We start from the raw sequence: 24,962 nt of genomic DNA, 5'->3' as shown, positions 1-24,962 counted from the left end.
GTGTCTGAGGCCGGTCCCTCTGCGCGGGAAGCGGCGCGGGCAGGGCGCTAGCCAAGCGCCTCCGCCGTCTGCTTGAGCATCTCCGCGGATTGCCGCAGCGCCGCCGCCTCGTCGCCGGCAAGCTCGGGTGTCAGCGTGGCCAGCACCCCCGCGCGTCCGACCACGCGCGGCAGGCTCAGCGCGACATCGCGCACCCCCTCGACCTCGGGCGTCACCGTCGAGACCGACAGCACCGCGCGCTGGTCGTCGCGCACCGCCTGCACGATCCGGGCGAGCCCCGCGCCGATGCCGTACCAGGTCGCGCCCTTGCCCTCGATGATGCGATAGGCGGCGCGGCGCACGCCCGCGTCGATCCGTTCGCGCACCGATTGGGTGATCGCCGCGCCGACCTGCACCGCAAAGCGCGCCACGGGCTCGGACCCGGCGCGGGCCGAGGCCCAGGCCAGCACCTCGGAATCGCCGTGTTCGCCCAGCACATAGGCATGCACCGATTGCGGTGCCACGCCCAGATGCCCGCCCAGCAGGCTGCGGAACCGCGCCGTGTCGAGGATGGTGCCCGAGCCGATCACCCGGCTTGGCGGAAGCCCCGAGGCGCGCAGCGCCACATCGGTCATCACATCCACCGGATTCGAGGCCACCAGCAGCATCGCCTCGGGCGCCGCCCGCTGCACGCCCTCGATCACCTGGGCAAAGACCTCGGCGTTCCGCGCGAGCAGGCTCAGCCGGCTTTCCCCGGGTTTCTGCGCCACCCCCGCCGCGAGGATCACCAGATCGGCGCCCTCCAGCGCCGCATAGTCCCCCGCGCCGATCCGGCAGGGATGGGCGAAGGGCACTGCATGGGCAATATCCTCGGCCTGGGCCACCGCAAGCGCGGCGTTGCGGTCGACCAGCACCACCTCGCTGGCGCCGCCGCGCAGGGCCAGCGCATAACCCGCCGCCGATCCGACCATGCCCGCGCCGACAATTCCGACCTTCATGGCAGTTCTCCCGTGTCCGGTGCTTGAGGGCAGCCTTGCACGGGGCGGGCGAGATGAACAGGGGCGTGGGGGATGCCAGCGGGATGGTGGGCAGATTGCCCACCCTACGGAGGCGTCGCGGCGCGAAACCGGGCGCAGCCGTCTCTCTGTCGCAGCCTGGGCGCCCGCCGACAAAGACCGGCAACGCCTCTGGCGCAACGGGAGGGCGATCTGGCGCGGCAGGCGCCACGTATCCAGATCATGCGGCCCTGACCCGGAGACATCCAGACCGCTCGCCACCGCAAAGGCGCGCGCAGCTCCCGTCATCTGCGCCGTAGGGCGGGCAATCTGCCCACCTTTCTCGTCGCTCAGACCCCCAACGTCTCGGTGAGCCCGCGCAGCGCCTGACGGTCGGTCTCGTTCAGCCTGGCCATGCGGCTGCGGAACAGCGTCGCCTGGCTGCGCAGCACGGGCTCTTCCTCCAACACCTTGAGATGATTGGCGCGCAGCGTCTCGCCGGTCGAGGTGATGTCGGCGATGGCCTCGGCGGTGAGGTTCTTGACCGTGCCCTCGGTGGCGCCCTGCGAATCCACCAATTGGTAATCGGCCACGCCGCCGGCGCGCAGATAGTCGCGGATCAGCCGGTGATACTTGGTGGCGATACGCATCCGAAAGCCGTGCCGGGCGCGGAAGGCCGCCGCCGCCGCGTCGAGATCGTCGAGCGTGTTCACATCGACCCAGCAGGCCGGCACCGCGACGATCAGATCGGCCTGTCCGAACCCCAGCTCGGCCAGCGGCTCGACCTTCTGGTCCCATTGCACCAGCTTTTCGCGGATAAGGTCGGTGCCCGTCACCCCCAGATGGATGCGCCCGGCGGCCAGTTCGCGCGGGATCTCACCGGCCGAGAGCAGCACCAGATCGACGCCCTCGACCCCGTCCACCGCGCCGGAATATTCGCGCTCCGATCCGGTGCGCGTTAGCTCCACCCCGCGCGCGCCGAACCAGTCGAAGGTCTTGTCCATCAGCCGGCCCTTGGAGGGCACCCCCAGCTTGATACTCATGCCCGGCCCTCCAGTTGCAGCAACAGTCCGGGGCGCAGGACCCCGCCCACCGCCGGCGCGGCGCGGCCACCGCCCAGATGCCGGGTCAGCGCATCGTAGCGCCCGCCGGTGGCGACCGGCGGCAGATCGGGGCGCTGCGGCGCCAGGAAGCCGAAGACGAATCCGTCGTAATATTCCATCGAGGTGCGCCCGTAGCTCGCCTCGAATTCCAGCGCCTCCACATCGACGCCGCGCGCCGCCAGCGCCTCGCAGCGCCGCTCGAAGCGGTCCACGGCGGGCAGCAGGCCGGGCAGGTCCACCGCGATGTCGTGCAGATGCTCCAGCGCATAGGGGCAGGTCTCGCGCACCGCGAGCAGCGTGTCGATGAGCTGCACCTGGCTGTCGCAGAGCGGCCCCTCGGCGGCATCCGCGCGCAGCGCCTCGATGCGGGCCGCGATCTCCGTCTCGGTGCGCATCCCGATCATCGGGCCGGCCCCGGCCATCGGGTCGCCCGCCGCCAGCAGTGCCTTGCGCGAGGCCGGCTGCGGGCCGCGGCCCGAGTAGCGGTCGAGCAGGGCGCGGAAGCGCCGGGGCCGCCAGATGTGCCGCATCAGCGCGGCACGGCGGCGCTCCGAGGTCTTGAGCCCCGCCACGGCGGCGGTCAGGATGCCGATGTCGCCGGTCACCGCGCGCAGCCCGTAGGGCGCCAGCGTCTCGGCAAAAAGCGCAAAGACCTCGGCATCGGCCTGCGCCGGGGCCTCGTCGGCGAACAGCTCGTAACCCACCTGGAAATATTCCGAGGCGCGCTCGGGGTGCTCTTCCTGCCGCCGGAACACCTCGCCGCAATAGGTGTAGCGCGAGGGCGCGGCGCCGGTTTCCATATGCATCTGCACCACGGGCACGGTGAAGTCGGGGCGCAGCATCACCTCGCCGCGCGCCGGATCCTGCGTGACATAGGCGCGGGCGCGGATATCCTCGCCGTAGAGGTCGAGCAGGGTCTCGGCGGGCTGCAGGATGGCGCAATCGACATTGACCGCACCCGCCTCGACAAAGCGCGCCCGCAGCCGCACGGCCTCGGCGCGTTCCGCTGCGATGGTCACGCCCATTGGTCGAGGATCTCTCTCACCTTGGCGACCAGCTCGCCGCGCGGCACCTCATACTGGCTGGGTCGCTCTTTCCATTCCTCGAGCGTCGCCTCCTGCGCCAGCTTGGCGCCGAGGATCAGGTCCTTGATCTGCACCACGCCGCGCGCCTGCTCGTCGCCGCCTTCGATCACCGCGACAGGCGAATTGCGCTTGTCGGCATATTTGAGCTGGTTGCCGAAGTTCTTGGGGTTGCCGAGATAGACCTCGGCGCGGATGCCTGCGTTGCGCAGCTCGGCCACCATGGTCTGGTAATCGGCCATGCGGTCGCGGTCCATGACGGTGACCACCACCGGTCCCTGAACGCTGCCGCCGATGCGGCCCTTCTCGCGCAGCGCCGCCAGCAGCCGGTCGACCCCGATGGAGACGCCCGTCGCGGGCACCGCCTGACCGGTGAAGCGCTTGACGAGATCGTCATAGCGCCCGCCGCCCGCAACCGAACCGAACTGCCGCTTGCGGCCCTTCTCGTCGAAGATCTCGAAGGTCAGCTCCGCCTCGAACACCGGCCCGGTGTAATAGCCGAGGCCCCGCACCACCGAAGGGTCGATCTCGATCCGCTCGGACCCGTAGCCCTGCGCCGCGAGGAGCGCGCCGATCTCTTCCAGCTCGTCCACGCCCTCTGCGCCGATCTGCGAATTGCCGATGGCCGCGCGCAGGTTGGCCACCGTCGCCGCCGCGTCGGCGCCTTTCGAGGTCAGGAAGGCCACCACCGGATCGGCCTGCGCCTCGCTGAGACCCACCCCGTCGATATAGGCACCCGAGGCATCGAGCCGGCCCTTGCCCAGCAGCTCGCGCACGCCCGCCTCGCCGACCTTGTCGAACTTGTCGATGGTGCGCAGCACCGCGTCGCGCTGGGCGTCGTCGGACAGCCCCATGCATTCCAGCACACCGTTCAGCACCTTGCGGTTGTTGACCCGCACCAGATAATCGCCGCGCGGAATGCCGACCACCTCCAGCGTGTCCGACAGCATCGCGCAGATCTCGGCATCGGCGGCCACCGAGGCGGTGCCCACCGTATCCGCGTCGCATTGATAGAACTGCCGGAACCGCCCCGGCCCCGGCTTTTCGTTGCGCCAGACCGGCCCCATGGCATAGCGCCGGTACGGGGTGGGCAGGTCGTTGCGGTGCTGGGCATAGACCCGCGCCAGCGGCGCGGTGAGGTCATAGCGCAGCGCCACCCAGCCCTCGTCCTCGTCCTGCCAGGCAAAGACCCCCTCGTTCGGGCGGTCCACATCGGGCAGGAACTTGCCGAGCGCCTCGACCGTCTCCACCGCGCTCGATTCCAGCGCCTCGAAGCCGTAGCGATGATAGACCCCGGCGATGGCGCGCAGCATCTCGGCGCGCTCGCTCACGTCCGATCCGAAATAATCGCGGAAGCCCTTCGGCGTCTGCGCCTTGGGGCGGGGGGCTTTTTTCACTTTGGCCATGGCGGGCTCCGGGCTCCTCCAGATTGCGCGCCCCCCTTAGCCCGTCGCGCGGCAAGGAGCAAGCGAGCCGCGACGCGCTCCCCCGGCGCGGCGCCCGGCCCCGAGGGCGCGCCGTGCGTATTTGCCGAAGAGAAGAAGAGGGGGGCTGCTCTTCTTCTCTTTGCAAAATACGCGACTCCGACCGTGGACATCGAAGGGGGGCGCTTTTATCTCTGGCGCGAAAGGAGCCGCCTATGTCCGCCGAGACCGAGATATTCGAAGAACGGCTCGCGCACCTGATGCGCGTGATCGACGACCTGTCCGATACGGTGGCCCGGCAGGACCGCGAGATCGCGCTGCTCACCCGCCGCGTGGCGCTGCTGATGGAGCGCGAGGCGCTGCGGCAGGAGGAAGGCACCGGCGGGGTGATCCTGGGCGACGAGCGGCCTCCGCATTACTGAGCGCCGGGGGCTTAGTTGCTGAAGGCCAGCAAGGCGCCGTCATGCAGCAGGATGTTGGCATAGCGCGCGCTGCCGAAATCCGGATAGACCGTGACGAAGGCGGTACTGCGCGAGAGCTTTGCGAGGCTGCGCCCGCAGGGCTTGCCCTTGCCGACCCGGCAGACCTTGGATTTCACCGTCTCATAGGCCTCGTCCACCGCGCTGTAAGGCAGGGTTTTCGAGGGCAGCCCGTAGCGGAGTTGCTCGTGTAGCTCGGGCGCGGCGAACATCGCCAGCGCGCCGGTGAACTGCCGGGCGCAGCCATCGTCGAAACCGGTCAGGAACAGTGTGCGGGCGACGGTGCTGCCCGGAGCGCTGTCGTAAAGCGCATAGCCCCGGCCGCGCTCGGGATAGGTCGCGACCTTTTCTCCCAGGCGCCGCTCGGGCACGCCGCAAAGCCGGGCCAGCTCGCCGAAGGGCAGCGTGACGCCCGGGCCGACCTGACGGTAATCGGGGGTGCCAGCGGTGCGGGGCGCCACCGAGGGGGCGCCCGGCGCGGCGACGGGCGGGTCTGCGGGCGTGGTGGTCAGGGCGGCGGTTTCGAGGGGCGCGGGGTCGGCCTCTTGCGGGGTGTCGACCGTCTTCGCGGCCTCTGCACGGCGCTTCAGGAAGCCCAGAAGGCCGCCGGCGGGAGGGGCGGGCGCCGCTGTCGCGGCGTCTTCGGCAGCGGCTTCGGGCGCGGGGGCGATCTGGTCGGCAGCGGCCGCAGCGGGCGCGTCCTCGGCGCCTTGCGGCGCCTCCTCCGGGGCGGGCGCGGCGAAGAGCGTGCTCAGCAGCCCGTCTTCGGATCTGTCGCCCTCGGGCGCGGGCAGCGCATCGGCCTGGCCCGCGCCGCCATCGGCGTCGATTTCGGAGAGCCTGGGCATCTCGCGCAGCGGATCGCCGCAGCCCGCCAGCAGGCCCGCCGCCAGAAATGTCAGGATCAACTGCCGCAAACGGGCCCCTCCGGTGACTGTTTCCGAAGTGTTAGCCGTTTGCCGCGGGCGAATCCACCGCCACCGCCGCGTCGGGAGCGCCGCGTCACGGATCAGAAATCCTCGACCGCGAGTACCCCGTCCAGCGATTTCACCGCGCCCTTGATCTCGGGGGTCACCGGGAACTCCCGCTTGAGATCCATCTCGACCTCTCCCGGCAGCCCGGCGGCGGTGAGACGCAGCCGCACCGGCCCGCGCCCGGCCTTGGGAAGCTGTTCGGCGGCGCGGGTCAGCACCGAGGCGACCTGGGCCAGCGTGTCCGGCGTCTCGATGAAGATACGCATCCCGGTGGCGCCGGCATCGGCCACGACTTGGTCGATGGGCCCCACCGAGCGCGCCAGGAGCTTGAGCTGATCGGATTCCATCGTCGCCTCGACCGTCACCACCACCTTGGCGCCGGTTTCGAGCATGTCGCGCGATTTCTCCAGCGTCTCGGAGAAGATGGTGACCTCGTAGGCGCCGGTCGGGTCGGAGAGCTGGGCAAAGGCGAAGCGGTTGCCGCGGGCCGATTTGCGCTCCTGCCTCCCGGCAACCACGCCCGCGATCTTGGCGATACAGGCGCCGCCCCGCGCCTTGTCCTCGACCTCGTCCAGCGTCATCACATCGCGCCGCTTCAGCGCCGGCATGTAATCGTCGAGCGGGTGGCCCGAGAGATAGAAGCCGATGGCCTTGAACTCCTCGCTCAGCCGCTCGGCGGGCAGCCAGTCGGGCACCGGCGAGAGCCGCGGTTCGGGCAGATCGTCGCCCGCCTCGCCGAAGAGCGAGACCTGCGCGCTGGCCTTCTGCTCGTGCACCGCCGCCGAATAGGCGACCAGCGCGTCGAGCGATTCGAACACCCGGCGGCGGTTGCGGTCGAGCTGGTCGAAGGCGCCGGCGCGGGCCATCATCTCGAGCGGGCGCTTGCCCACCCGCTTCAGATCCACCCGGCGGGCGAAATCGAACAGCGTCACGAAGGGCTTGTCCTGGCCAGCCGCCGCTTCGGCACGGCGCCCCGCGACCACCAGGTTCATCGCCTCGACGCCCACGTTCTTGAGCGCGCCAAGCGCATAGACCAGTTTCTGATCGACCACGTCGAAGGTGGCCTGCGAGCGGTTCACGCAGGGCGGCACATGGTCGAGCTTCAGCCCCTTCTTCAGCTCGTAGAAATAGGTGGCGAGCTTGTCGGTGAGGTGGATATCGCAGTTCATGACGCCGGCCATGAACTCCACCGGGTGGTTGGCCTTGAGCCAGCCGGTCTGGTAGCTCACCACCGCATAGGCGGCGGCGTGGGATTTGTTGAAACCGTAATTGGCGAATTTCTCCAGAAGGTCGAAGACCTCGGTCGCCTTCTTCTTGTCGACGCCGTTCTCTGCCGCGCCCTTTTCGAACTTGGGCCGCTCGGCGTCCATCGCCTCCTTGATCTTCTTGCCCATGGCGCGGCGCAGCAGGTCGGCGCCGCCAAGCGAATAGCCCGCCATGACCTGGGCGATCTGCATCACCTGTTCCTGGTAAACGATGATGCCCTGCGTTTCGGCAAGGATGTGGTCGATCGACGGGTGCACCGAGGTGATCTCGCGCAGCCCGTTCTTGACCTCGCAATAGACCGGGATGTTCTCCATGGGGCCGGGACGATACAGCGCCACAAGCGCCACGATGTCCTCGATACAGGTGGGCTTCATGCGCTTGAGCGCATCCATCATGCCCGAACTTTCCACCTGGAACACTGCGACCGTCTTCGCATCGGCGTAAAGCCTGTAGGTCTTCTCATCGTCGAGCGGGATGAGGTTCATCTGGTTCTCACCGCCCTCGGCAGGCTGGTAAAGCTCGGTGCCGTCGGCGGCCACATGGATCGGCCGGCCCGATTTCAGGATCAGGTTCACCGCGTTCTGGATCACCGTGAGCGTCTTGAGGCCGAGGAAGTCGAACTTCACGAGGCCCGCCTGTTCCACCCATTTCATGTTGAACTGGGTGGCGGGCATGTCCGAGCGCGGATCCTGATAGAGCGGCACAAGCTCGTCGGTGGGGCGGTCGGCGATCACCACGCCGGCCGCGTGGGTCGAGGCGTTTCTGAGCAGCCCCTCGACCTGCTGGCCATAGGTCAGCAGCCGGTCGACCACCTCTTCGTTGCGCGCCTCTTCCTTGAGGCGCGGCTCGTCCAGAAGCGCCTTTTCGATGGAGACGGGTTTCACCCCCTCGACCGGGATCATCTTCGACAGCCGGTCCACCTGGCCATAGGGCATTTGCAGCACCCGGCCCACGTCGCGCACCGCCGCCTTTGACAGCAGCGCGCCGAAGGTGATGATCTGCGCCACCTTGTCGTGGCCATAGCGCTCTTGCACATAGCGGATCACCTCTTCGCGGCGGTCCATGCAGAAGTCGATGTCGAAGTCGGGCATCGAGACCCGTTCGGGGTTGAGGAACCGTTCGAAGAGCAGCGAATAGCGCAGCGGGTCGAGGTCGGTGATGGTGAGCGCATAGGCCACCAGAGAGCCGGCGCCCGAGCCCCGGCCCGGGCCCACCGGAATATCGTGGTCCTTGGCCCATTGGATGAAATCGGCCACGATCAGGAAGTAGCCGGGAAAGCCCATGCCCTCGATGATGCCCAGCTCGAAATCCAGCCGCTCCTGATATTGCTCGACGCTCACCGCATGCGGGATCACCGCCAGACGGGACTGGAGCCCCTCATTGGCCATGCGGCGCAGCTCGGCCACCTCGTCATCGGCGAATTTCGGCAGGATCGGATTGCGCCGGTAGGCCATGAAGGCGCAGCGTTTCGCGATCTCGACGGTGTTCTCGATGGCCTCGGGCAGATCGGCGAACAGCGTCGCCATCTCCTGCGGCGTCTTGAGGTAATGCTGCGCGGTGAGGCGGCGGCGCGGCTCCTGCTGGTCGACATAGGCGCCCTCGGCGATGCAGATCAGCGCGTCATGCGCCTCGTACATCTCGGGCTTGGGGAAATAGACATCGTTGGTGGCGACCAGCGGCAGGCCCATCTCATAGGCCATCTCGACAAAGCCGCGCTCGCTTTGCCGTTCGGCCTCGGGCAGCCCGTCCTCGCCGGGGTGGCGTTGCAGCTCGACATAAAGCCGCCCGTCATAGATCTGGTGCAGCCGGGTCATCAGCGTCTGCGCGGCGGCGCGGTGATTGTCGCGCAACAGCCGGCCCACCGGGCCGTCGGGGCCGCCGGACAGGCAGATGAGCCCCTCGTGATGCTTCTCCAGCTCTTCCAGCAGCACATGCGGCTGTTCCCCGTCATGGCGCAGGTAGAGGCAGGAATTGAGCTTCATCAGATTTTCGTAGCCGCGCTCGTTCTGCGCCAGCAGCACGACGGGCGCGGGCGGCTTGGGGCGCTCGCCGGGGGCGGGCTGGGTATAGCGCAGATCCACCTGACAACCGATGATCGGCTGAATGCCGGCGCCGCTGGCCGTGACGGAGAATTCCAGGGCCGCGAACAGGTTGTTGGTGTCGGTCACGGCGACGGCGGGCATCTCCATCGCCTCGCAGAGACCGGGCAGCTTCTTGAGCCGCACGGCGCCTTCCAGCAGGGAGTATTCGGTATGGACGCGGAGATGGATGAATCGGGGGGTGCTGCTCATGTTGGCACATTATGAGCTGCGCCGCGGCTGCGAAACCCTCCTCGTGCTGTTCCACAAAGCCCGGGGTTTGCCCCTGATCTTTCACCTTTCGGGGACAATACTGCCCAATTTTCACCGACTTCTCCCGTCACTGTCGCAACTTGTGCTAGAACAGACGTCGCGGCGGCTTGGCCGTGGGGAACAGAAATGACCGAGGCAGTGAGCAAACACGCCCCGCGTGAGATCGCGGGGAGAGCGGATCCGTCTCTTGCGAGCCAGACTGCGCCGCGAGAGAGGTCGACCCGCGTCGATTCCCGGCCTGCGGGTGGGGCTCCGGCGCCTGCCGGCAGGCTCAAGGCGTCCCGCCGTAAGATCCTTCAGATCTCGGCGCGTCTGGCGCCGCGGATCACCGCGCATTTCCTGGCCCGGCGCTACCTGAGCTCTGCCGTGCATGTCGATGTCGCGGCCTGGACCGCGCGTGCTGGCGTGAGCGCGGTGGCGGTCGATTCCGAAACCACGGTGTTGCAGTTCCGGCCCGATGCACCCTGCGGCACGCGGGTTCTGCTGTCGCATGGGCATGACGGCAGCGTCCGGCAATTCGCGCGGCTGGTCCGGGCGCTGCTGCGGGCCGGGGTTGAGGTGGATGCGCTTGTGCTGCCGGGGCATCTGAGACCGGAGCAGCAGGTTTGCAGCCTGTCGACGATCGTCGGGGCCATTCAGCGCTGCAATGCCGCGCTGGGCCCCTATGACGGGATCGTCGGGCATTGCATCAGCGCGAATGCGCTGCTGCATGCGCTGAGCGAGGGGCTCGTCTGTCCCCGGCTGGTGTTCATCTCGGCGCCGGTCGAGTTTTCCAAGCTGATCCGGCTGGCGGGCCGGCAATACGGGATCGGCGGCCGCTGCCTGGACTATTTCGTCGAGGAAGTCAGCCAGCTCGGCGCGCCCTACACGATCGACCGCCCCTGGCGCCGCATGGCCGCAGAGCGCCCCGAGACGCTGCTGGTGGTCCATGCCCGGCACGATTACGCCGCACCGGTCCAGGATGTGCTGGAGCTGGAAACGCTCTGGCCGGACGCGCATGCCGAGATCTTCGAGCAGGGCGACCACAACAGCATTCTGAACATGAACGCCCCGACGCGCTCTATCGCCGAGTTCCTGACCGCCGGCCGGGCGATGCCCGGTGCCGGGCCCCTGTCCCACGACGCCGGGACCCGCGCGCACTGACGGGGGCTTTCACGGGGCTCTGCCCGATGGGCAGGCGCTGTTGCCTTCGATGCCTCGCAAATAAGCATTTTCTTCTTGCCAAGCGCGAAACCTCGCACCTAGCCTGTCTGGGAACAGGGATCGTCCGCGCGCCTTCTACGCCGCATCGGGGGCACGCAACAAAGGACCGGGTAAGGCGGCGGGTTACAGCATATGGACATCTCTTTTCTTCTGAACGGGGAAAGAGTCGAATTGCGCGGGGTCTCGCCCACGCGCACGGCGCTCGACTGGCTGCGCGAAGAGCGCGGGCTCACGGGGACAAAGGAAGGCTGCAACGAAGGCGATTGCGGCGCCTGTACGGTGATGGTCACGGATGAGGGCGGCAGCCGCGCGGTCAATGCCTGCATCCTCTTCCTGCCGCAGCTTCACGGCAAGGCGCTGCGCACGGTCGAGGGGATCTCGGGGCCGGGTGGCGAGATGCATCCGGTTCAGGAGGCCATGGTGGCCTATCACGGCTCGCAATGCGGCTTCTGCACCCCGGGCTTCATCATGTCGATGGCCAACGCCCATCTGAAGGGCGACACGGCGTTCGACGATGCGCTGGCTGGCAATCTGTGCCGCTGCACCGGCTATGCGCCGATCATCCGCGCGGCCGCGGCCGCCGCCACGGTGCCGGTGCCCGAGTGGCTGGCAGCGGATGCCGCGCTGCCGGAGGTGCCGGGTGGGATCTCGTCCGCCGACATGACGGCGCACGCGCCGGAGAGTGCCGATGCGCTGGCCGAACTGGCGGCGCGACACCCTCAGGCTGTGCTGGTCGCCGGGGCCACGGATGTCGGGCTCTGGGTGACCAAGCAGCTACGCGAACTGCCCGAGGTGATCTTTCTCAACCGTTGCCGCGATCTGCAACAGATCGAGCTGGGCGAGGAGGTGATCCGCATCGGGGCCGGCGTGACGATGGACCGGGTGCTGGAGCTGATGCGCGCGCATTACCCCAGCTATGCCGAGATGCTGCGCCGCTACGGTTCGGGTCAGGTGCGCGCGGCGGCGACCATTGGCGGCAACGTCGCCAACGGCTCGCCCATCGGGGACAACCCGCCGGTGCTCATCGCGCTGGGGGCGACCTTGCATCTGCGCTACCGCGACACCCGCCGCGAGATGCCCATCGAGTCCTTCTTCCTCGAATACGGCAAGCAGGACCGCTATCCGGGCGAATTCGTCGAGGCGATCAGCATTCCGCGCCGCGACGACCGGCTGCGGGTCTACAAGCTGTCGAAACGGTTCGATCAGGATATTTCCGCGGTTTGCGGCGCCTTTTCCGTGCGCGTCGAGGATGGGGTGGTGCGCGAGGCGCGCATCGCCTTCGGCGGCATGGCGGGGATCCCGAAACGCGCGCTGGCGGTCGAGGCGGCGCTCGAAGGGCGGCCCTGGACCGATGAGGCGGTGGTCGCCGCCTGGGATGCCTGGGAGGCGGATTTTGCGCCGCTGTCCGATATGCGCGCCAGCGCCGAATACCGGCTGGCGGCGGCGCGCAACATGCTGACCCGCTATCTGCTCGAGGATCTGGGCGCGTCGGTGAACGTGCGGGAGGTGCGGCCATGAGCGTCACGAAACCCCTGCCGCATGACGCGGCGCCGCTGCATGTCACCGGCAAGGCGCGGTATATCGACGATATTCCGGTGCCGGCGGACTGCTTGCACCTGGCCTTCGGCCTCTCCGAAATCGCCGCCGGCCGGATCTCCGGGATCGACCTGTCCGAAGTGCGCAAGGCGCCCGGGGTTGTGAAGGTCTGGGAGGCGAAGGATCTGCCCTCGGACTGCGATTGCTCGCCGTCCTTGCATGACGAGCCGCTGCTGTCGGGCGCGACGGTGCACTATGTCGGCCAGCCGGTCTTTCTGGTGGCGGCCACCAGCCATCTGGCGGCGCGCAAGGCGGTGCGCAAGGCGCAGATCACCTATCAGGAGCGCGATCCGGTCTTCACCGTGGACGAGGCGATGGCCGCCGATACTCGCTTCGAGGAGGGCCCCCGCATCTGGGAAAAGGGCGACGCCATCGCGGGTCTGGACGCGGCGCCGCATGTGATCGACGGCACGCTCGAGATGGGCGGGCAGGAGCATTTCTATCTCGAAGGGCAGGCGGCGCTGGTGTTCCCGCAGGAAAACGGCGACATGCTGGTGCACAGCTCGACCCAGCACCCGAGCGAGATCCAGCACAAGGTCGCGCATGCGCTGCATCTGCCGATGCATGCGGTGCGGGTCGAGACCCGGCGCATGGGCGGCGGGTTCGGCGGCAAGGAAAGCCAGGGCAACGCGCTGGCCATCGCCTGCGCCGTGGCCGCCGCCGCGACGGGCCGGCCGGCCAAGATGCGCTATGACCGCGACGACGACATGGTGATCACCGGCAAGCGCCACGATTTCCGCATCGACTATAGCGTGGGCTTCGACGAGCAGGGCAAGCTGCTGGCGGTGGATTTCGTGCAATACGCCCGCTGCGGCTGGGCGCAGGATCTGTCGATTCCGGTGGCTGACCGGGCGATGCTGCACGCGGACAACGCCTATGACATCCCGGCGCTGCGGGTGGAAAGCCACCGGCTGAAGACCAATACGCAGAGCGCCACCGCCTATCGCGGGTTCGGCGGCCCGCAGGGCATGTTGGGGATTGAGCGGGTGCTCGATCATGTTGCGCACGCGCTGGGCCGCGATCCGCTGGAGGTGCGGCGCGTCAATTACTACGCCGATTGCCCCGCCGACGCGGCCGATGCGGAAACTGCGGTACCGGTCCAGACCACCCATTACGGCCAGCCGGTCGAGGATTTCATCCTCGGCGGGCTGACCGATGCGCTGGCCGACCGCTGCGATTACGCAGAGCGGCGCGCCAGGATCGCGGTCTGGAACGAAGAGACGCCGCTGCTCAAGCGGGGCCTCGCGCTGACCCCGGTAAAATTCGGCATCTCCTTCACCCTGACCCATCTCAACCAGGCGGGCGCGCTGGTGCATGTCTATCAGGATGGCTCGGTCTCGCTGAATCACGGCGGCACCGAGATGGGGCAGGGGCTGTTCCAGAAGGTCGCGCAGGTGGCGGCGACGGGGTTCGGCATCCCGCTGGATCTGGTGCGCATCACCGCGACGGACACCGCCAAGGTGCCCAACACCTCGGCCACCGCGGCCTCTTCCGGCTCGGATCTGAACGGCATGGCGGTCAAGGCCGCCTGCGATACGATCCGCGACCGTATGGCCGGACATCTCGCCGGGCTCTATCAGGCCAACGCGGCAGAGGTGCTCTTTGTCGATGGCTATGTGCATGTGGGCGAGGCAACGCTCAGCTTCGCCGAGGCGGCCAAGCTCTGCTACGAGGGGCGCGTGAGCCTGTCTTCGACGGGGTTCTACAAGACGCCCAAGGTCGAATGGGACCGGATCAAGGGGCAGGGTCGGCCGTTCTATTACTTTGCCTATGGCGCGGCCTGCACCGAGGTGGTGCTGGACACGCTCACCGGCGAATATCGTATCCTGCGGGCGGACATCCTGCACGATGCCGGGGCCTCGCTGAACCCGGCGCTGGATATCGGCCAGATCGAGGGCGGCTATGTGCAGGGCGCGGGCTGGCTCACCACCGAGGAACTGGTCTGGGACGACCGGGGGCGGCTGCGCACCCATGCGCCCTCCACCTACAAGATCCCCGCCTGTTCCGACCGGCCCGAGATCTTCAATGTGGCGCTCTGGGACGGGCGCAATGTGGAAGAGACGATCTATCGCTCCAAGGCGGTGGGCGAGCCGCCCTTCATGCTGGGCATCTCGGCGCTGATGGCGCTTTCCGACGCGGTGGCCGCCTGTGGCGAGGCCTATCCCGCGCTCGATGCCCCGGCCACGCCCGAGCGGGTGCTGATGGCGGTCCGGAAGGTGCAGGATGGGGCTTGATCTGGCGGCGCTGCGCGCGGCGGTCGCGGCGCATGGCCGCGTCGCGCGGGTCGTCGTGGCCGAGGTCGCGGGGTCGGCCCCGCGCGAGGTGGGCGCGGCGATGCTGGTCTGGGAGGGCGGTCAGTCCGGCACCATCGGCGGCGGTGCCCTGGAACTGATGGCGGCCGAGGCGGCGCTGCAACGCCCGGGGCTCAGCCGCCACGCGCTGGGGCCGTCGCTTGGCCAGTGCTGCGGCGGCGCGGTGACCCTGCTGACCGAGATCCATGATGCGGCATCGCTGGAGGCGCTGGAGGGGCAGGAGGTGATCGCGCGGGGCGCGGGCGCCCGCCCGCTCGCCGTTCAGCGCCTGCTCGACCGCGCCCGGGCGCAGGGCGTGCGCCCCGAGCCGCAACTCGTGCAGGGCTGGATGGTAGAGCCCATCGCCCGGCCCGCGCGGCAGCTTTGGATCTGGGGCGCGGGCCATGTGGGGCGGGCGATCGTCGATGTGCTGGCACCGATGCCCGATCTGGCGATCACCTGGGTGGATACGGCGCCCGGGCGTTTTCCGGAGGCGGTGCCCGCTTGCGTCACCGTGCTGCCCGCCGCCGACCCGGCCCGGCTGCTGCGCCACGCGCCGCGCGACGCCGAACACCTGATCCTGACCTATAGCCACGAGCTGGATTTCGCGCTCTGCCATGGGCTGCTGAGCCACGGGTTCGGCTTTGCCGGGCTGATCGGGTCGGGCACGAAATGGGCCCGGTTCCGGTCGCGCCTTCAGGCGTTGGGTCATGCCGATGCGCAGATTTCGCGCATCTGCTGCCCGATTGGGCAGAAAACGCTGGGCAAACATCCGCAGGCCATTGCCATCGGCGTCGCGGCGCATCTACTCAACCGAGAAACAGGGGACAGACAAGCGTGGCAGACACACTTCTCAGCATCCGGGGGTTGACCAAGGCCTATCCGGGCGTCGTGGCCAATGACGACGTCTCCTTCGACATCATGAAGGGCGAGATCCACGCGCTTCTGGGCGAGAACGGCGCCGGGAAATCGACGCTGGTCAAGATGATCTTCGGCCTCGTGAAGCCCGACAAGGGCGAGATGCTGCTGGACGGTGCCGCCTATGCGCCGGGCAAGCCCTCGGATGCGCGGCTTTCGGGCGTCGCCATGGTGTTCCAGCATTTCTCGCTCTTCGATGCGCTGGACGTGGCCGAGAACGTGGCGCTGGGCATGGAGACGCCGCCGCCGATGCGCGATCTGGCGCGCCAGATCAAGGAGGTCTCGGAAACCTACGGGCTGCCGCTCGACCCCTATCGCGTGGTGGGCACACTCTCGGCGGGCGAACGCCAGCGGGTCGAGATCATCCGCTGCCTGTTGCAGAACCCCCGCCTGCTGATCATGGACGAGCCGACCTCGGTGCTCACCCCGCAGGAGGTGGACATCCTCTTCGAGACCCTGCGCAAGCTGAAATCCGAGGGCACCTCGATCCTCTATATCTCGCACAAGCTCGAAGAGATCCGCACGCTCTGCGATGAGGCGACGATCCTGCGGCTGGGCAAGAAGGTGGGCACCTGCACCCCGCGCGAGGTCACGGCGCGGCAGATGGCCGAGATGATGGTGGGCTCGAGCTTCCTTACGCCCGAGCCCAAGGCCACCGAAAAGGGCGCCGTGCTGCTGAAATGCGACAAGCTCTCGATGCCCGCGCCGGGCGCCTTCGGCACGCCCCTGCGGGAGATCTCGCTCGAGGTGCGCGCCGGCGAGGTGCTGGGCATCGGCGGGGTCGCGGGCAACGGCCAGGACGAGCTGCTGATGGCGCTTTCGGGCGAGCGTCTGGCGCCCAAGGGGGCGATCTGGTTCAAGGGCGGCGACATCAGCCGCGACGGGCCGATGAAGCGCCGCGACGCGGGGCTGCTCTCGGGGCCGGAAGAGCGGCTGGGCCACGCGGCGGCGCCGAACATGAGCCTGACCGAAAACGCCGTCCTGACCGGCGCCCGGCGCAAGGGGCTGGTCTCGAACGGGTTCATCGACTGGGGTAAGGCCAAGGGCTTTGCCGAAGAGGTGATCGCGCGGTTCGACGTGCGCACGCCGGGGCCCGGCGTGGCGGCGCGGGCGCTCTCGGGCGGCAATCTGCAGAAATACGTGGTGGGCCGCGAGATCCTTCAGGCGCCGGATGTCTTCGTGGTGAACCAGCCGACCTGGGGCGTGGACGCGGCGGCGGCGGCGGCGATCCGGCAGGCGCTGCTGGACCTTGCCGCCAAGGGCGCGGCGATCATCTGCATCAGTCAGGATCTCGACGAGCTGATGGAAATCTCCGACCGCTTCGGCGCGCTGAACGAGGGGCGGCTCTCGCCCACGCGCGCCGTGGCCGAGCTGGATATCGAAAAGATCGGCCTGATGATGGGCGGGGCGCATGACATGGAGGTGGCCCATGTGGACGGCTGAGGCGCAAAGAAGAAATTTCGTACGAAATTTCTTCGCGGCGAAGATTTTTCGTACGAAAAATCTTCTGGGCCCGGAGCATCTGCAATGATCCGGCTGGAAAAACGCCCCAACCCGTCGCGGCTCTGGACCGCGCTCACACCCGTTCTGGCGGTGGTTCTGACCATGTTGGTGGGCGGCATCATGTTCGCGCTGCTTGGCAAGCCGCCGCTGGAGGCGATCCGCACGATTTTCTGGGATCCGCTGTTTCACCCGCAATTCGCCGGCTATTCGCGGCCGCAGCTTCTGGTCAAGGCCGGGCCGCTGATCCTGATCGCCATCGGCCTGTCGGTGGGCTTTCGCGCGGGCATCTGGAACATCGGTGCCGAGGGGCAGTACATCATGGGCGCGGTCTGCGGGGCCGCCGTGGGGCTGGCCTTCTACCCCGCCGACACCTGGCTTTTGTTCCCGCTCATGGCCATCGCAGGCGCGCTGGGCGGCTGGGCCTGGGCGATGATCCCGGCCTTTCTCAAGACCCGCTTCGGCACCAACGAGATTCTCGTCTCGCTGATGCTGGTCTATGTGGCCGAGAACATTCTCGCCTCCGCCTCGGCGGGCTGGCTGCGCAATCCCGAGGGCATGGGCTTTCCCGGATCGCGCAATTTCAAGCAATGGGCCTCGGTCTACAATGACGAGCTGGTGATCAACACCGGCATGCACTGGGGCGTGGTCGCGGCCTTCATCGCGGTGATCGCGGCCTATGTGCTGATGGCGCGGCACATCCAGGGCTTCAACATCCGGCTGACCGGCGAGGCGCCGCGCGCGGCGCGGTTCTCGGGCGTGAGCCCGGCGCGGATCATTTTTCTCTGCCTCGGCATCTCGGGGGCGCTGGCGGGCATGGCGGGGCTTTTCGAGGTCACCGGGCCCGCGGGCCAGATCAGCATCGACTTCAACTCGGGCTATGGCTTCACCGCGATCATCGTGGCCTTTCTCGGACGGCTGAACCCGTTCGGCATTCTGCTCGCCGGGCTGCTCATGGCGCTGACCTATATCGGCGGCGAGCTGGCGCAGCTCATGCTGGGCCTGCCCGGCGCGTCGATCCAGCTATTCCAGGGGATGCTGCTGTTCTTCCTGCTGGCGACAGATGTCTTTACCAATTACCGCGTCCGGCTGACCGGAAGGGAGGTGGCCTGATGGATCCCGTGCTGCTTGTCGCCTCGATCATGGTCTCGGCCACGCCGATCCTGCTGGCCGCCATCGGCGAGATGGTCGTCGAGAAATCCGGCGTGCTGAACCTCGGCGTCGAGGGGATGATGATCGTCGGCGCCGTGATGGGCTTTGCCATCGCCGTCTCGAGCGGCTCGCCGGTGCTGGGGTTTCTTGGCGCGGCCATCGCCTCGGCGGTGTTCTCGCTCGCCTTCGGTCTGCTGACTCAATACCTGCTGTCGAACCAGGTGGCGACGGGGCTCGGGCTCACGCTGGTTGGCCTGGGGCTTTCGGCGCTGATCGGCTCGAATTACGAGGGTCAGCGGGCGCCGAGCCTTGCCAAGCTCGATATTCCGGGGCTGGGCGATATTCCGACCCTCGGGCCGATGCTTTTTGCCCATGACTTCGTGGTCTATCTGAGTCTTGCGCTAGTGGCGGCGGTCTGGGCCTTTCTGAAATACACCCGCGCGGGCCTCATCCTGCGCGCGGTGGGCGAGGACCACGAAAGCGCCCATGCGCTGGGCTACAAGGTGGTGCGGGTGCGGATGATGGCGATTGCCTTCGGCGGCGCTTGCGCCGGACTGGGCGGCGCCTATGTGAGCCTCGTGCGGGTGCCGCAATGGACCGAGGGCATGACCGCGGGTGCCGGCTGGATCGCGCTGGCCATCGTGGTCTTTGCCTCCTGGCGGCCGCTGGGCGTGCTGATCGGGGCCTATCTCTTCGGCGGCGTCACGGTCATCCAGCTCAACCTTCAGGCGGCGGGCACCACGGTGCCGGTGGAGCTCTTGTCCATGTCGCCATACCTGATAACGATCATCGTGCTGGTGATCATCTCGGCCCGAGGGGCGCATGGTGCGCCTGGATCCTTGGGCCGCCCGTTCCACGCCGCGTCCTGACGGGGCCGTTCAAACAGCTATAAACAGTACAGAAAGACAGGGAGACCGAGTACTATGAAACGCAGAACCCTTCTGGCTTCGGCCGCCGCGCTGAGCCTTGCGGCGGGCGCCGGTTTTGCCCAGGACGTGCCGAAGATCGGCTTTGTCTATGTGGGCCCGGTGAACGATGGCGGCTGGTCGCAGCACCACCATGAATCCGCGATGAAGATGAAAGAGCATTTCGGCGACGCGATCGAGCTCATCGAACAGGAATCGGTGCCCGAGGGTGCGGATGCCGAGCGCGTGCTGACCCAGATGGCGCTGTCCGGCGCCGATCTGATCTTCACCACCTCCTTCGGCTACATGGACCCGACGATCAACGTCGCGGCCAAGTTCCCGGATGTGAAATTCGAGCACGCCACCGGCTACAAGCAGGCGCCGAACGTCTCGGTCTATTCCGCGCGCTTCTACGAGGGCCGCGCGATCACCGGCTATCTGGCCGGGGCGATGACCAAGACCAACAAGATCGGCTATATCGCCTCCTTCCCGATCCCCGAAGTGATCCGGGGCATCAACTCGTCCTACATCCACGCCAAGAAGGCGAACCCGGATGTGGAGATCGCGGTGGTCTGGATCTCGACCTGGTTCGATCCGGCGAAAGAGGCCGACGCCACCCAGGCGCTGCTCGATCAGGGCGCGGATGTGGTGCTGGCGCATACGGACTCCACCGCGCCTCTGGCGGTGCTGGAAAAGGCCGGTGCCTATGGCTTCGGTCAGGCCGCCGACATGGAGGAGTACAAGCCCGAGCCGCGCATCTCGTCGATCATCGACGACTGGGCGCCCTATTACATCGAGCGCGTGCAGGCGGTGATCGACGGCAGCTGGGAGAGCGTGAACACCTGGGACGGCATCGGCGCCGGCATGGTGGGCATCGGCGAGTTCACCGGACCGATCCCCGATGACGTCGTGGCCACCGTCACCCAGATGAAGGAAGACATCGCCTCGGGCGCCTATCATCCTTTCACCGGCCCGCTGAACAAGCAGGACGGCTCGGCCTGGCTGGCCGAGGGCGAGGTGGCCGATGACGGCACGCTGGCGGGCATGAGCTTTTACGTCGAGGGCGTGACGGGCGACATTCCGAACTGAACCTCGTTTTCATGTGAGACCTGTGGCACCGTCGGCGCGCAAGCGCGGGCGGTGTCGCCGTTTGGGCGGTCGGTTTTTTTGCGTATTTGGAAAGAGAAGAAGACAGGGGTTTGGGCGTGGAACCGGAGGTCTCGGAGGAGCGGCGGCCTGTTGCACTGGTGCTGGGCGCGGCGGTCTGGCCGGGGGGCGAGCCCTCGCCGACGCTGCGGCGGCGGGCGCTGAAGGCGGCCGAGCTGTGGCGGCAGGGGGCGGTGCGGACGGTTGTCGGCTGTGGCGGGCTCGGGCGGTATCCGCCGACGGAGGCCGAGGTGATTGCGGCGCTGTGCACGGGTGCCGGGGTGCCGGAGACGGCGGTGTTTCTTGAGGATCGTTCGGTCACGACGGAGGAGAACATCCGCTTCGCCCTGCCGGTGCTGGCGGAGCTGGGCGCGCGGGAGGTGGTGGTCGTGACGGATCTTTACCATCTGCCAAGGGCGCTGCTGGTGGCGCGGCGTGCGGGGCTGGTGGCGTGCGGGACGGCGCCTTCGCTGAGGGGCGCGCGGTTGCGTAGCCAACTTAGGGCGGCGCTGCGCGAGCTGCCGGCCTATCTGTGGTATCTGTTGCGCGGGGCGGGGCGGTAGGGGCGCCGGACGGCCAGCGTCAGAGCACGCCGATCTCGGCCAGCGCGCCCGCCAGCTCCGGCGGCAGGGTATCCTCGCTCTGGCGGGTCTCGGAGAGATCGGGCGGCGCGTCCTGCGGGGCGAGGTAGCGCCAGCCCTGGAACGGGCGGCGCGGCGCGGGGGCGACGCGGATCAGCGCGGGATCCAGCACGATCGCACAGCGGTCGATGCCGTCGCTGCCGGTCACCCGGTCGAGCCGGAGAATGCGCTGGCGGCATTGCACCAGCCCCTGGAACACCCAGTAGATGCTGCCGCCGTTCAGCACCTCGGCCTCGCGGCGGGGAAACATCCGCGTCACATGGCAGGGCAGCCCGTCCCCGGTCTGCGCCGCGCGGGTGGCCTGCCAGGCGGCGAGGCTTTCGACGCTCTCGGTGCCGACGCTGAGCTTGATGAGATGGGTGAGCTTATCCACTGAGTCCTCCACAGGGCGCTCAGATATTGTAGGGGGCTGAGCGCGGGCTTCAAGCTGTTGTGGTTCGCGGGTCTCTGGCGTACACTCTTTCTCCATCAAAGCCGGGAATCGCCCGGCTTTTTTTGTCATGTCAGGAGAACAGCGCCCCATGACCCGCTTTGCCGCGCCCATCGCCGAACAGATCTGGGATATGAAATACCGCTTCAAGGAAGCGGATGGCACGCCCATCGACGTGACCGTCGAGGACAGCTGGCGGCGGATCGCGCGGTCGCTCGCTTCGGTTGAGAAAGAGCCGGCGCTTTGGGAAGACAGGTTCTATGCGGCGCTGGAAGATTTCAAATACCTGCCGGCGGGCCGGATCACGGCAGGGGCGGGCACGGCGCGTTCGGTGACGCTCTTCAACTGCTTTGTGATGGGCACAATCCCCGACAATATGGGCGGCATCTTCGAGATGCTGAAGGAGGCCGCGCTGACGATGCAGCAGGGCGGCGGCATCGGATACGATTTCTCGACCATCCGGCCCAAGGGCGCCACGGTGCACGGGGTGGCGGCGGATGCCTCGGGGCCATTGTCATTCATGGATGTCTGGGACGCCATGTGCCGCACCATCATGAGCGCGGGCTCGCGCCGGGGCGCAATGATGGCCACCATGCGCTGCGATCACCCGGATATCGAGCAGTTCATCGGTGCCAAGGCCGACAGCGCGCGGCTGCGCATGTTCAACCTCTCGGTACTGGTCACCGATGCCTTCATGGAGGCGGTGAAGGCCGATGCCTCCTGGGACCTGCAATTCGACGGCAAGGTCTATCACACGGTGCAGGCGCGCGATCTGTGGAACCGCATCATGCGGGCGACCTATGATTACGCCGAGCCGGGGGTGATCTTCATCGACCGGATCAACGCGGCCAACAATCTCAACTATGTGGAACAGATCGCCGCGACGAACCCCTGCGGCGAGCAGCCGCTGCCGCCCTATGGCGCCTGCCTTCTGGGCTCGATCAACCTTGCGCGGCTGGTGAAGGCGCCCTTCGATGAGGCGGCGCATATCGAGGAGGACGAGCTCGACAGGCTGGTCGCCACCGCCGTGCGCATGATGGACAATGTGGTCGATGCCTCGCGGTTCCCGCTCGAGGCGCAGTTTGCCGAGGCGCGCAACAAGCGCCGCATCGGGCTGGGGGTCACCGGGCTTGCCGATGCGCTGCTGATGAAGGGGCTGCGCTACGGCTCCGAAGAGGCCGCCGCGCAGACCGAGCGCTGGCTGAAGCGCATTGCGCGCGCCGCCTATCTGGCGAGCGTCGAACTGGCGAAGGAGAAAGGCGCCTTCCCGCTTTTCGATGCGGAGCAATACCTGGCTTCTGGCAACATGATGCAGATGGACGAGGATGTGCGCGACGCGATCCGCAGCCACGGCATCCGGAACGCGCTGCTGACCTCAATCGCGCCCACGGGCACGATCTCGCTTTACGCGGGCAATGTGTCGTCAGGCATCGAGCCGGTCTTTGCCTATGCCTATACCCGCAAGGTGCTGCAAAAGGACGGCACCCGGACCGAGGAAGAGGTGGTGGATTACGCGGTGCAGATGTGGCGCGACCTGAAGGGCGATGCCGAGCTGCCGGAGTATTTCGTCAACGCCCAGACGCTGGCGCCGCTCGATCACGTGCGGATGCAGGCGGCGGCGCAGAAATGGATCGACAGCTCGATCTCCAAGACGATCAACTGCCCCGAGGACATCTCTTTCGAGGCGTTCAAGTCGGTCTATATGGAAGCCTTCGAGACCTGCTGCAAAGGCTGCACCACCTATCGGCCCAACGAGGTGACCGGCTCGGTTCTCTCGGTGTCCGAGAAGGAAGAGAAGACCCCGGCCGAGACGCCGCGCCTGGCTGTCGAGGCGGGGCAGGGGGCCGAGGTGGTCTATATGTCCGAACCTCTGGACCGGCCGCAGGCGCTGGAGGGGCAGACCTATAAGCTGAAATGGCCCGACAGCGAGCACGCCATCTATCTGACCATCAACGACATCGTGGTGGGCGGGCACCGGCGGCCCTTCGAGATCTTCATCAATTCCAAGAACATGGAGCATTACGCCTGGACCGTGGCGCTGACCCGGATGATTTCGGCGGTGTTCCGGCGCGGCGGCGATGTGAGCTTTGTGGTCGAGGAGCTGAAGGCGGTGTTCGACCCGCGTGGCGGTGCCTGGATGCAGGGCAAGTATATCCCCTCGATCCTGGCGGCCATTGGCGGGGTGATCGAGCGTCACCTCGTGGCGACCGGCTTCCTGGAGGGCGAGGGGATGGGGTTGAAATCCGATCCGCAGGCGCAGGTGGTGAATCTCGACACGCCGCGCGGTAAGGCCTGCCCGTCCTGCGGGCAATACGAGATGCGCATGGTCGAGGGCTGCATGACCTGCGCGAGCTGCGGTCATTCGAAATGCGGGTGAGTGTGGGCTGACCGTCAGTTTGTAGCGAGCCATGCGGCAGGGCTAGACGGCCATTTCGTCGGCTGCTCTGAAGAAACGGCCTCGGGGGAACCTCCGAGGCCGTTCGTTTGCCCGTCGCCGGTCGCAATGGCTATGGCGTGGCCCTGAGCAGACGTTCCGGTGCCGGGAACTGCTCGAATGGCGATTGTTTGGGTTACCGGGCGGGCCGTTCGGACGGTGTCTCGGACGGGCCGGTCCAGTGCGGGTCTTTCGCGACGAGTTCAACGGTGTTGCCGTCGGGATCGAAGGTGAAGATGCCGCGCCAGCCGACCCAGTCGAAATATTCGACAGTATGGTCCCGGCCAAGCTGCTCATACCAAGCGATCACCGCGTCCTGCTCATCCCAGGGCAGGCTGAACGCAATGTGGTGCAGCGATGATCCGGCGCCGGTCCGTGGCGGCGTTGCGCTTCCGCGGGTCCGGCCCGCCGCCGCGATGTCATGATGAAACAGCGCCAGAACGGCAGTGTGCCCACCGAAACTTTCGCCGAGACGGAAGAAGGCAATCGGGCCGCTCTCCGTGTCATTGAGCGGTGCGAGCCCGATCACATCACGGTAGAAGGCGACCATCGCATCGAAATCGACGCATCGGATGGCGATTTCCCCAAGCGCGCGGACCTGGAAGTCTCTTTGGATCATGGCGTGTCTCCTGTCTCTGTCATCTGGCCCGGTGGGCCTCCTTGGGCGGGCTTTCTGAAATCTGCGTCGGGCGGCCCTCAGACCGGGGGATGTCTTCTCCATGAAGGCCGTTGTCGCAGCGGCCCTCCGAGCAAATCGAGTCCGGCCCGGTATGGCACGCTTACGCCGGTGCCGTCTTCTGGCGCAGCCAGGCACGGGGCGATGCCAGCACCCCGGCGGCAAGGGGCGCCTTTCCCGGTCCCCGAGCGGGCGCCGGGCGGTCGTTCAAGGATTGACGGTATCTTTCAAGTCTCTCTCTGTTCCGGTCGGTGGCGCGTCCGTCAGGGGTGAACTCAGCAAAGGCCCGGATCAGATCTGGAGATAGATTCAGCATCATTTTGAGACGCTCCTGTTTTTCACATATCCAGCTGATACCCTTTTTTGTTCACTCATGCTAAGAAACTAAAATATCGGAGTGATACATGAGGTATCATA

The 24,962-nt window shown here is 67.3% G+C and carries 19 protein-coding genes; 11 read left to right on the top strand and 8 right to left on the bottom strand.

The window, feature by feature from the left end:
• Positions 1-47: 47 nt before the first annotated feature.
• From M4578_RS02990 to hisS, 4 genes are all read right to left on the bottom strand, one after another.
• Positions 48-977: an L-lactate dehydrogenase gene (locus tag M4578_RS02990; RefSeq protein WP_258091942.1), complete on the bottom strand. Its 930-nt coding sequence runs from the start codon at positions 975-977 to the stop codon at positions 48-50.
• A gap of 347 nt (positions 978-1,324) precedes the next feature.
• Positions 1,325-2,017: an ATP phosphoribosyltransferase gene (gene hisG / locus M4578_RS02985; RefSeq protein WP_258091941.1), complete on the bottom strand. Its 693-nt coding sequence runs from the start codon at positions 2,015-2,017 to the stop codon at positions 1,325-1,327.
• On the bottom strand, positions 2,014-3,102 hold the full coding sequence (locus M4578_RS02980; RefSeq protein WP_258091940.1) for an ATP phosphoribosyltransferase regulatory subunit: 1,089 nt from the start codon (positions 3,100-3,102) through the stop codon (positions 2,014-2,016). The genes hisG and M4578_RS02980 overlap by 4 nt, the downstream gene beginning before the upstream one ends.
• Positions 3,093-4,565 carry a histidine--tRNA ligase gene (hisS, locus tag M4578_RS02975; protein WP_258091939.1) on the bottom strand — a complete coding sequence of 491 codons (1,473 nt, stop codon included), beginning with the start codon at positions 4,563-4,565 and terminating at the stop codon, positions 3,093-3,095. Before hisS ends, M4578_RS02980 begins: the two co-directional genes overlap by 10 nt.
• Positions 4,566-4,798: 233 nt before the next feature.
• On the opposite strand from hisS, the gene M4578_RS02970 reads away from it, so the two are divergent.
• The gene (locus tag M4578_RS02970) at positions 4,799-5,005 is read left to right on the top strand and encodes a SlyX family protein (protein WP_258091938.1); all 207 of its coding nucleotides are present in this window, start codon (positions 4,799-4,801) and stop codon (positions 5,003-5,005) included.
• An 11-nt stretch (positions 5,006-5,016) separates the two neighbouring features.
• Here M4578_RS02970 and M4578_RS02965 read toward each other — a convergent pair whose 3' ends face one another.
• Together M4578_RS02965 and dnaE are read right to left on the bottom strand one after the other, a co-directional pair.
• Positions 5,017-5,979: a hypothetical protein gene (locus M4578_RS02965; protein WP_258091937.1), complete on the bottom strand. Its 963-nt coding sequence runs from the start codon at positions 5,977-5,979 to the stop codon at positions 5,017-5,019.
• A 92-nt stretch (positions 5,980-6,071) separates the two neighbouring features.
• The gene (dnaE, locus tag M4578_RS02960) at positions 6,072-9,593 is read right to left on the bottom strand and encodes a DNA polymerase III subunit alpha (RefSeq protein ID WP_258091936.1); all 3,522 of its coding nucleotides are present in this window, start codon (positions 9,591-9,593) and stop codon (positions 6,072-6,074) included.
• Between the two features lie 186 nt (positions 9,594-9,779).
• On the opposite strand from dnaE, the gene M4578_RS02955 reads away from it, so the two are divergent.
• From M4578_RS02955 to M4578_RS02915, 9 genes are all read left to right on the top strand, one after another.
• Complete coding sequence (locus M4578_RS02955) at positions 9,780-10,796, top strand: alpha/beta hydrolase (RefSeq protein WP_258091935.1); 1,017 nt, start codon at positions 9,780-9,782, stop codon at positions 10,794-10,796.
• 192 nt (positions 10,797-10,988) lie between these two features.
• Positions 10,989-12,374 carry a xanthine dehydrogenase small subunit gene (gene xdhA / locus M4578_RS02950; protein ID WP_258091934.1) on the top strand — a complete coding sequence of 462 codons (1,386 nt, stop codon included), beginning with the start codon at positions 10,989-10,991 and terminating at the stop codon, positions 12,372-12,374.
• Positions 12,371-14,686: a xanthine dehydrogenase molybdopterin binding subunit gene (xdhB, locus tag M4578_RS02945; protein ID WP_258091933.1), complete on the top strand. Its 2,316-nt coding sequence runs from the start codon at positions 12,371-12,373 to the stop codon at positions 14,684-14,686. Before xdhA ends, xdhB begins: the two co-directional genes overlap by 4 nt.
• On the top strand, positions 14,676-15,614 hold the full coding sequence (xdhC, locus tag M4578_RS02940; protein WP_258091932.1) for a xanthine dehydrogenase accessory protein XdhC: 939 nt from the start codon (positions 14,676-14,678) through the stop codon (positions 15,612-15,614). Before xdhB ends, xdhC begins: the two co-directional genes overlap by 11 nt.
• Positions 15,581-17,104, top strand: coding sequence for an ABC transporter ATP-binding protein (locus M4578_RS02935; RefSeq protein WP_258091931.1), 1,524 nt, complete (start codon positions 15,581-15,583; stop codon positions 17,102-17,104). Before xdhC ends, M4578_RS02935 begins: the two co-directional genes overlap by 34 nt.
• 84 nt (positions 17,105-17,188) lie before the next feature.
• Positions 17,189-18,274, top strand: coding sequence for an ABC transporter permease (locus M4578_RS02930; protein WP_258091930.1), 1,086 nt, complete (start codon positions 17,189-17,191; stop codon positions 18,272-18,274).
• Positions 18,274-19,182 (top strand): ABC transporter permease, encoded by a 909-nt coding sequence (locus tag M4578_RS02925; RefSeq protein ID WP_258091929.1) that lies wholly within the window; start codon positions 18,274-18,276, stop codon positions 19,180-19,182. Before M4578_RS02930 ends, M4578_RS02925 begins: the two co-directional genes overlap by 1 nt.
• Before the next feature lie 54 nt (positions 19,183-19,236).
• Positions 19,237-20,307 (top strand): BMP family ABC transporter substrate-binding protein, encoded by a 1,071-nt coding sequence (locus tag M4578_RS02920; protein ID WP_258091928.1) that lies wholly within the window; start codon positions 19,237-19,239, stop codon positions 20,305-20,307.
• A 116-nt stretch (positions 20,308-20,423) separates the two neighbouring features.
• Positions 20,424-20,927 carry a YdcF family protein gene (locus M4578_RS02915; RefSeq protein ID WP_338054487.1) on the top strand — a complete coding sequence of 168 codons (504 nt, stop codon included), beginning with the start codon at positions 20,424-20,426 and terminating at the stop codon, positions 20,925-20,927.
• Between the two features lie 19 nt (positions 20,928-20,946).
• On the opposite strand, the gene M4578_RS02910 is transcribed toward M4578_RS02915, so the two are convergent.
• The gene (locus M4578_RS02910; RefSeq protein WP_258091926.1) at positions 20,947-21,378 is read right to left on the bottom strand and encodes a DUF1489 family protein; all 432 of its coding nucleotides are present in this window, start codon (positions 21,376-21,378) and stop codon (positions 20,947-20,949) included.
• Between the two features lie 148 nt (positions 21,379-21,526).
• On the opposite strand from M4578_RS02910, the gene M4578_RS02905 reads away from it, so the two are divergent.
• Positions 21,527-23,812, top strand: a complete 2,286-nt coding sequence (locus M4578_RS02905; protein ID WP_258091925.1) for an adenosylcobalamin-dependent ribonucleoside-diphosphate reductase — start codon at positions 21,527-21,529, stop codon at positions 23,810-23,812.
• A gap of 193 nt (positions 23,813-24,005) precedes the next feature.
• Here the strand turns inward: M4578_RS02905 and M4578_RS02900 are convergent, their stop codons facing one another.
• Positions 24,006-24,488 carry a VOC family protein gene (locus M4578_RS02900; RefSeq protein ID WP_258091924.1) on the bottom strand — a complete coding sequence of 161 codons (483 nt, stop codon included), beginning with the start codon at positions 24,486-24,488 and terminating at the stop codon, positions 24,006-24,008.
• Positions 24,489-24,962 lie beyond the last annotated feature (474 nt).

Origin of the sequence: Salipiger pentaromativorans (assembly GCF_024721115.1) — a bacterium.
Lineage (GTDB): Bacteria > Pseudomonadota > Alphaproteobacteria > Rhodobacterales > Rhodobacteraceae > Salipiger > Salipiger pentaromativorans.
Note: the sequence above shows the minus strand (reverse complement) of the source record. Positions and strands in the feature narration are given on the sequence as shown.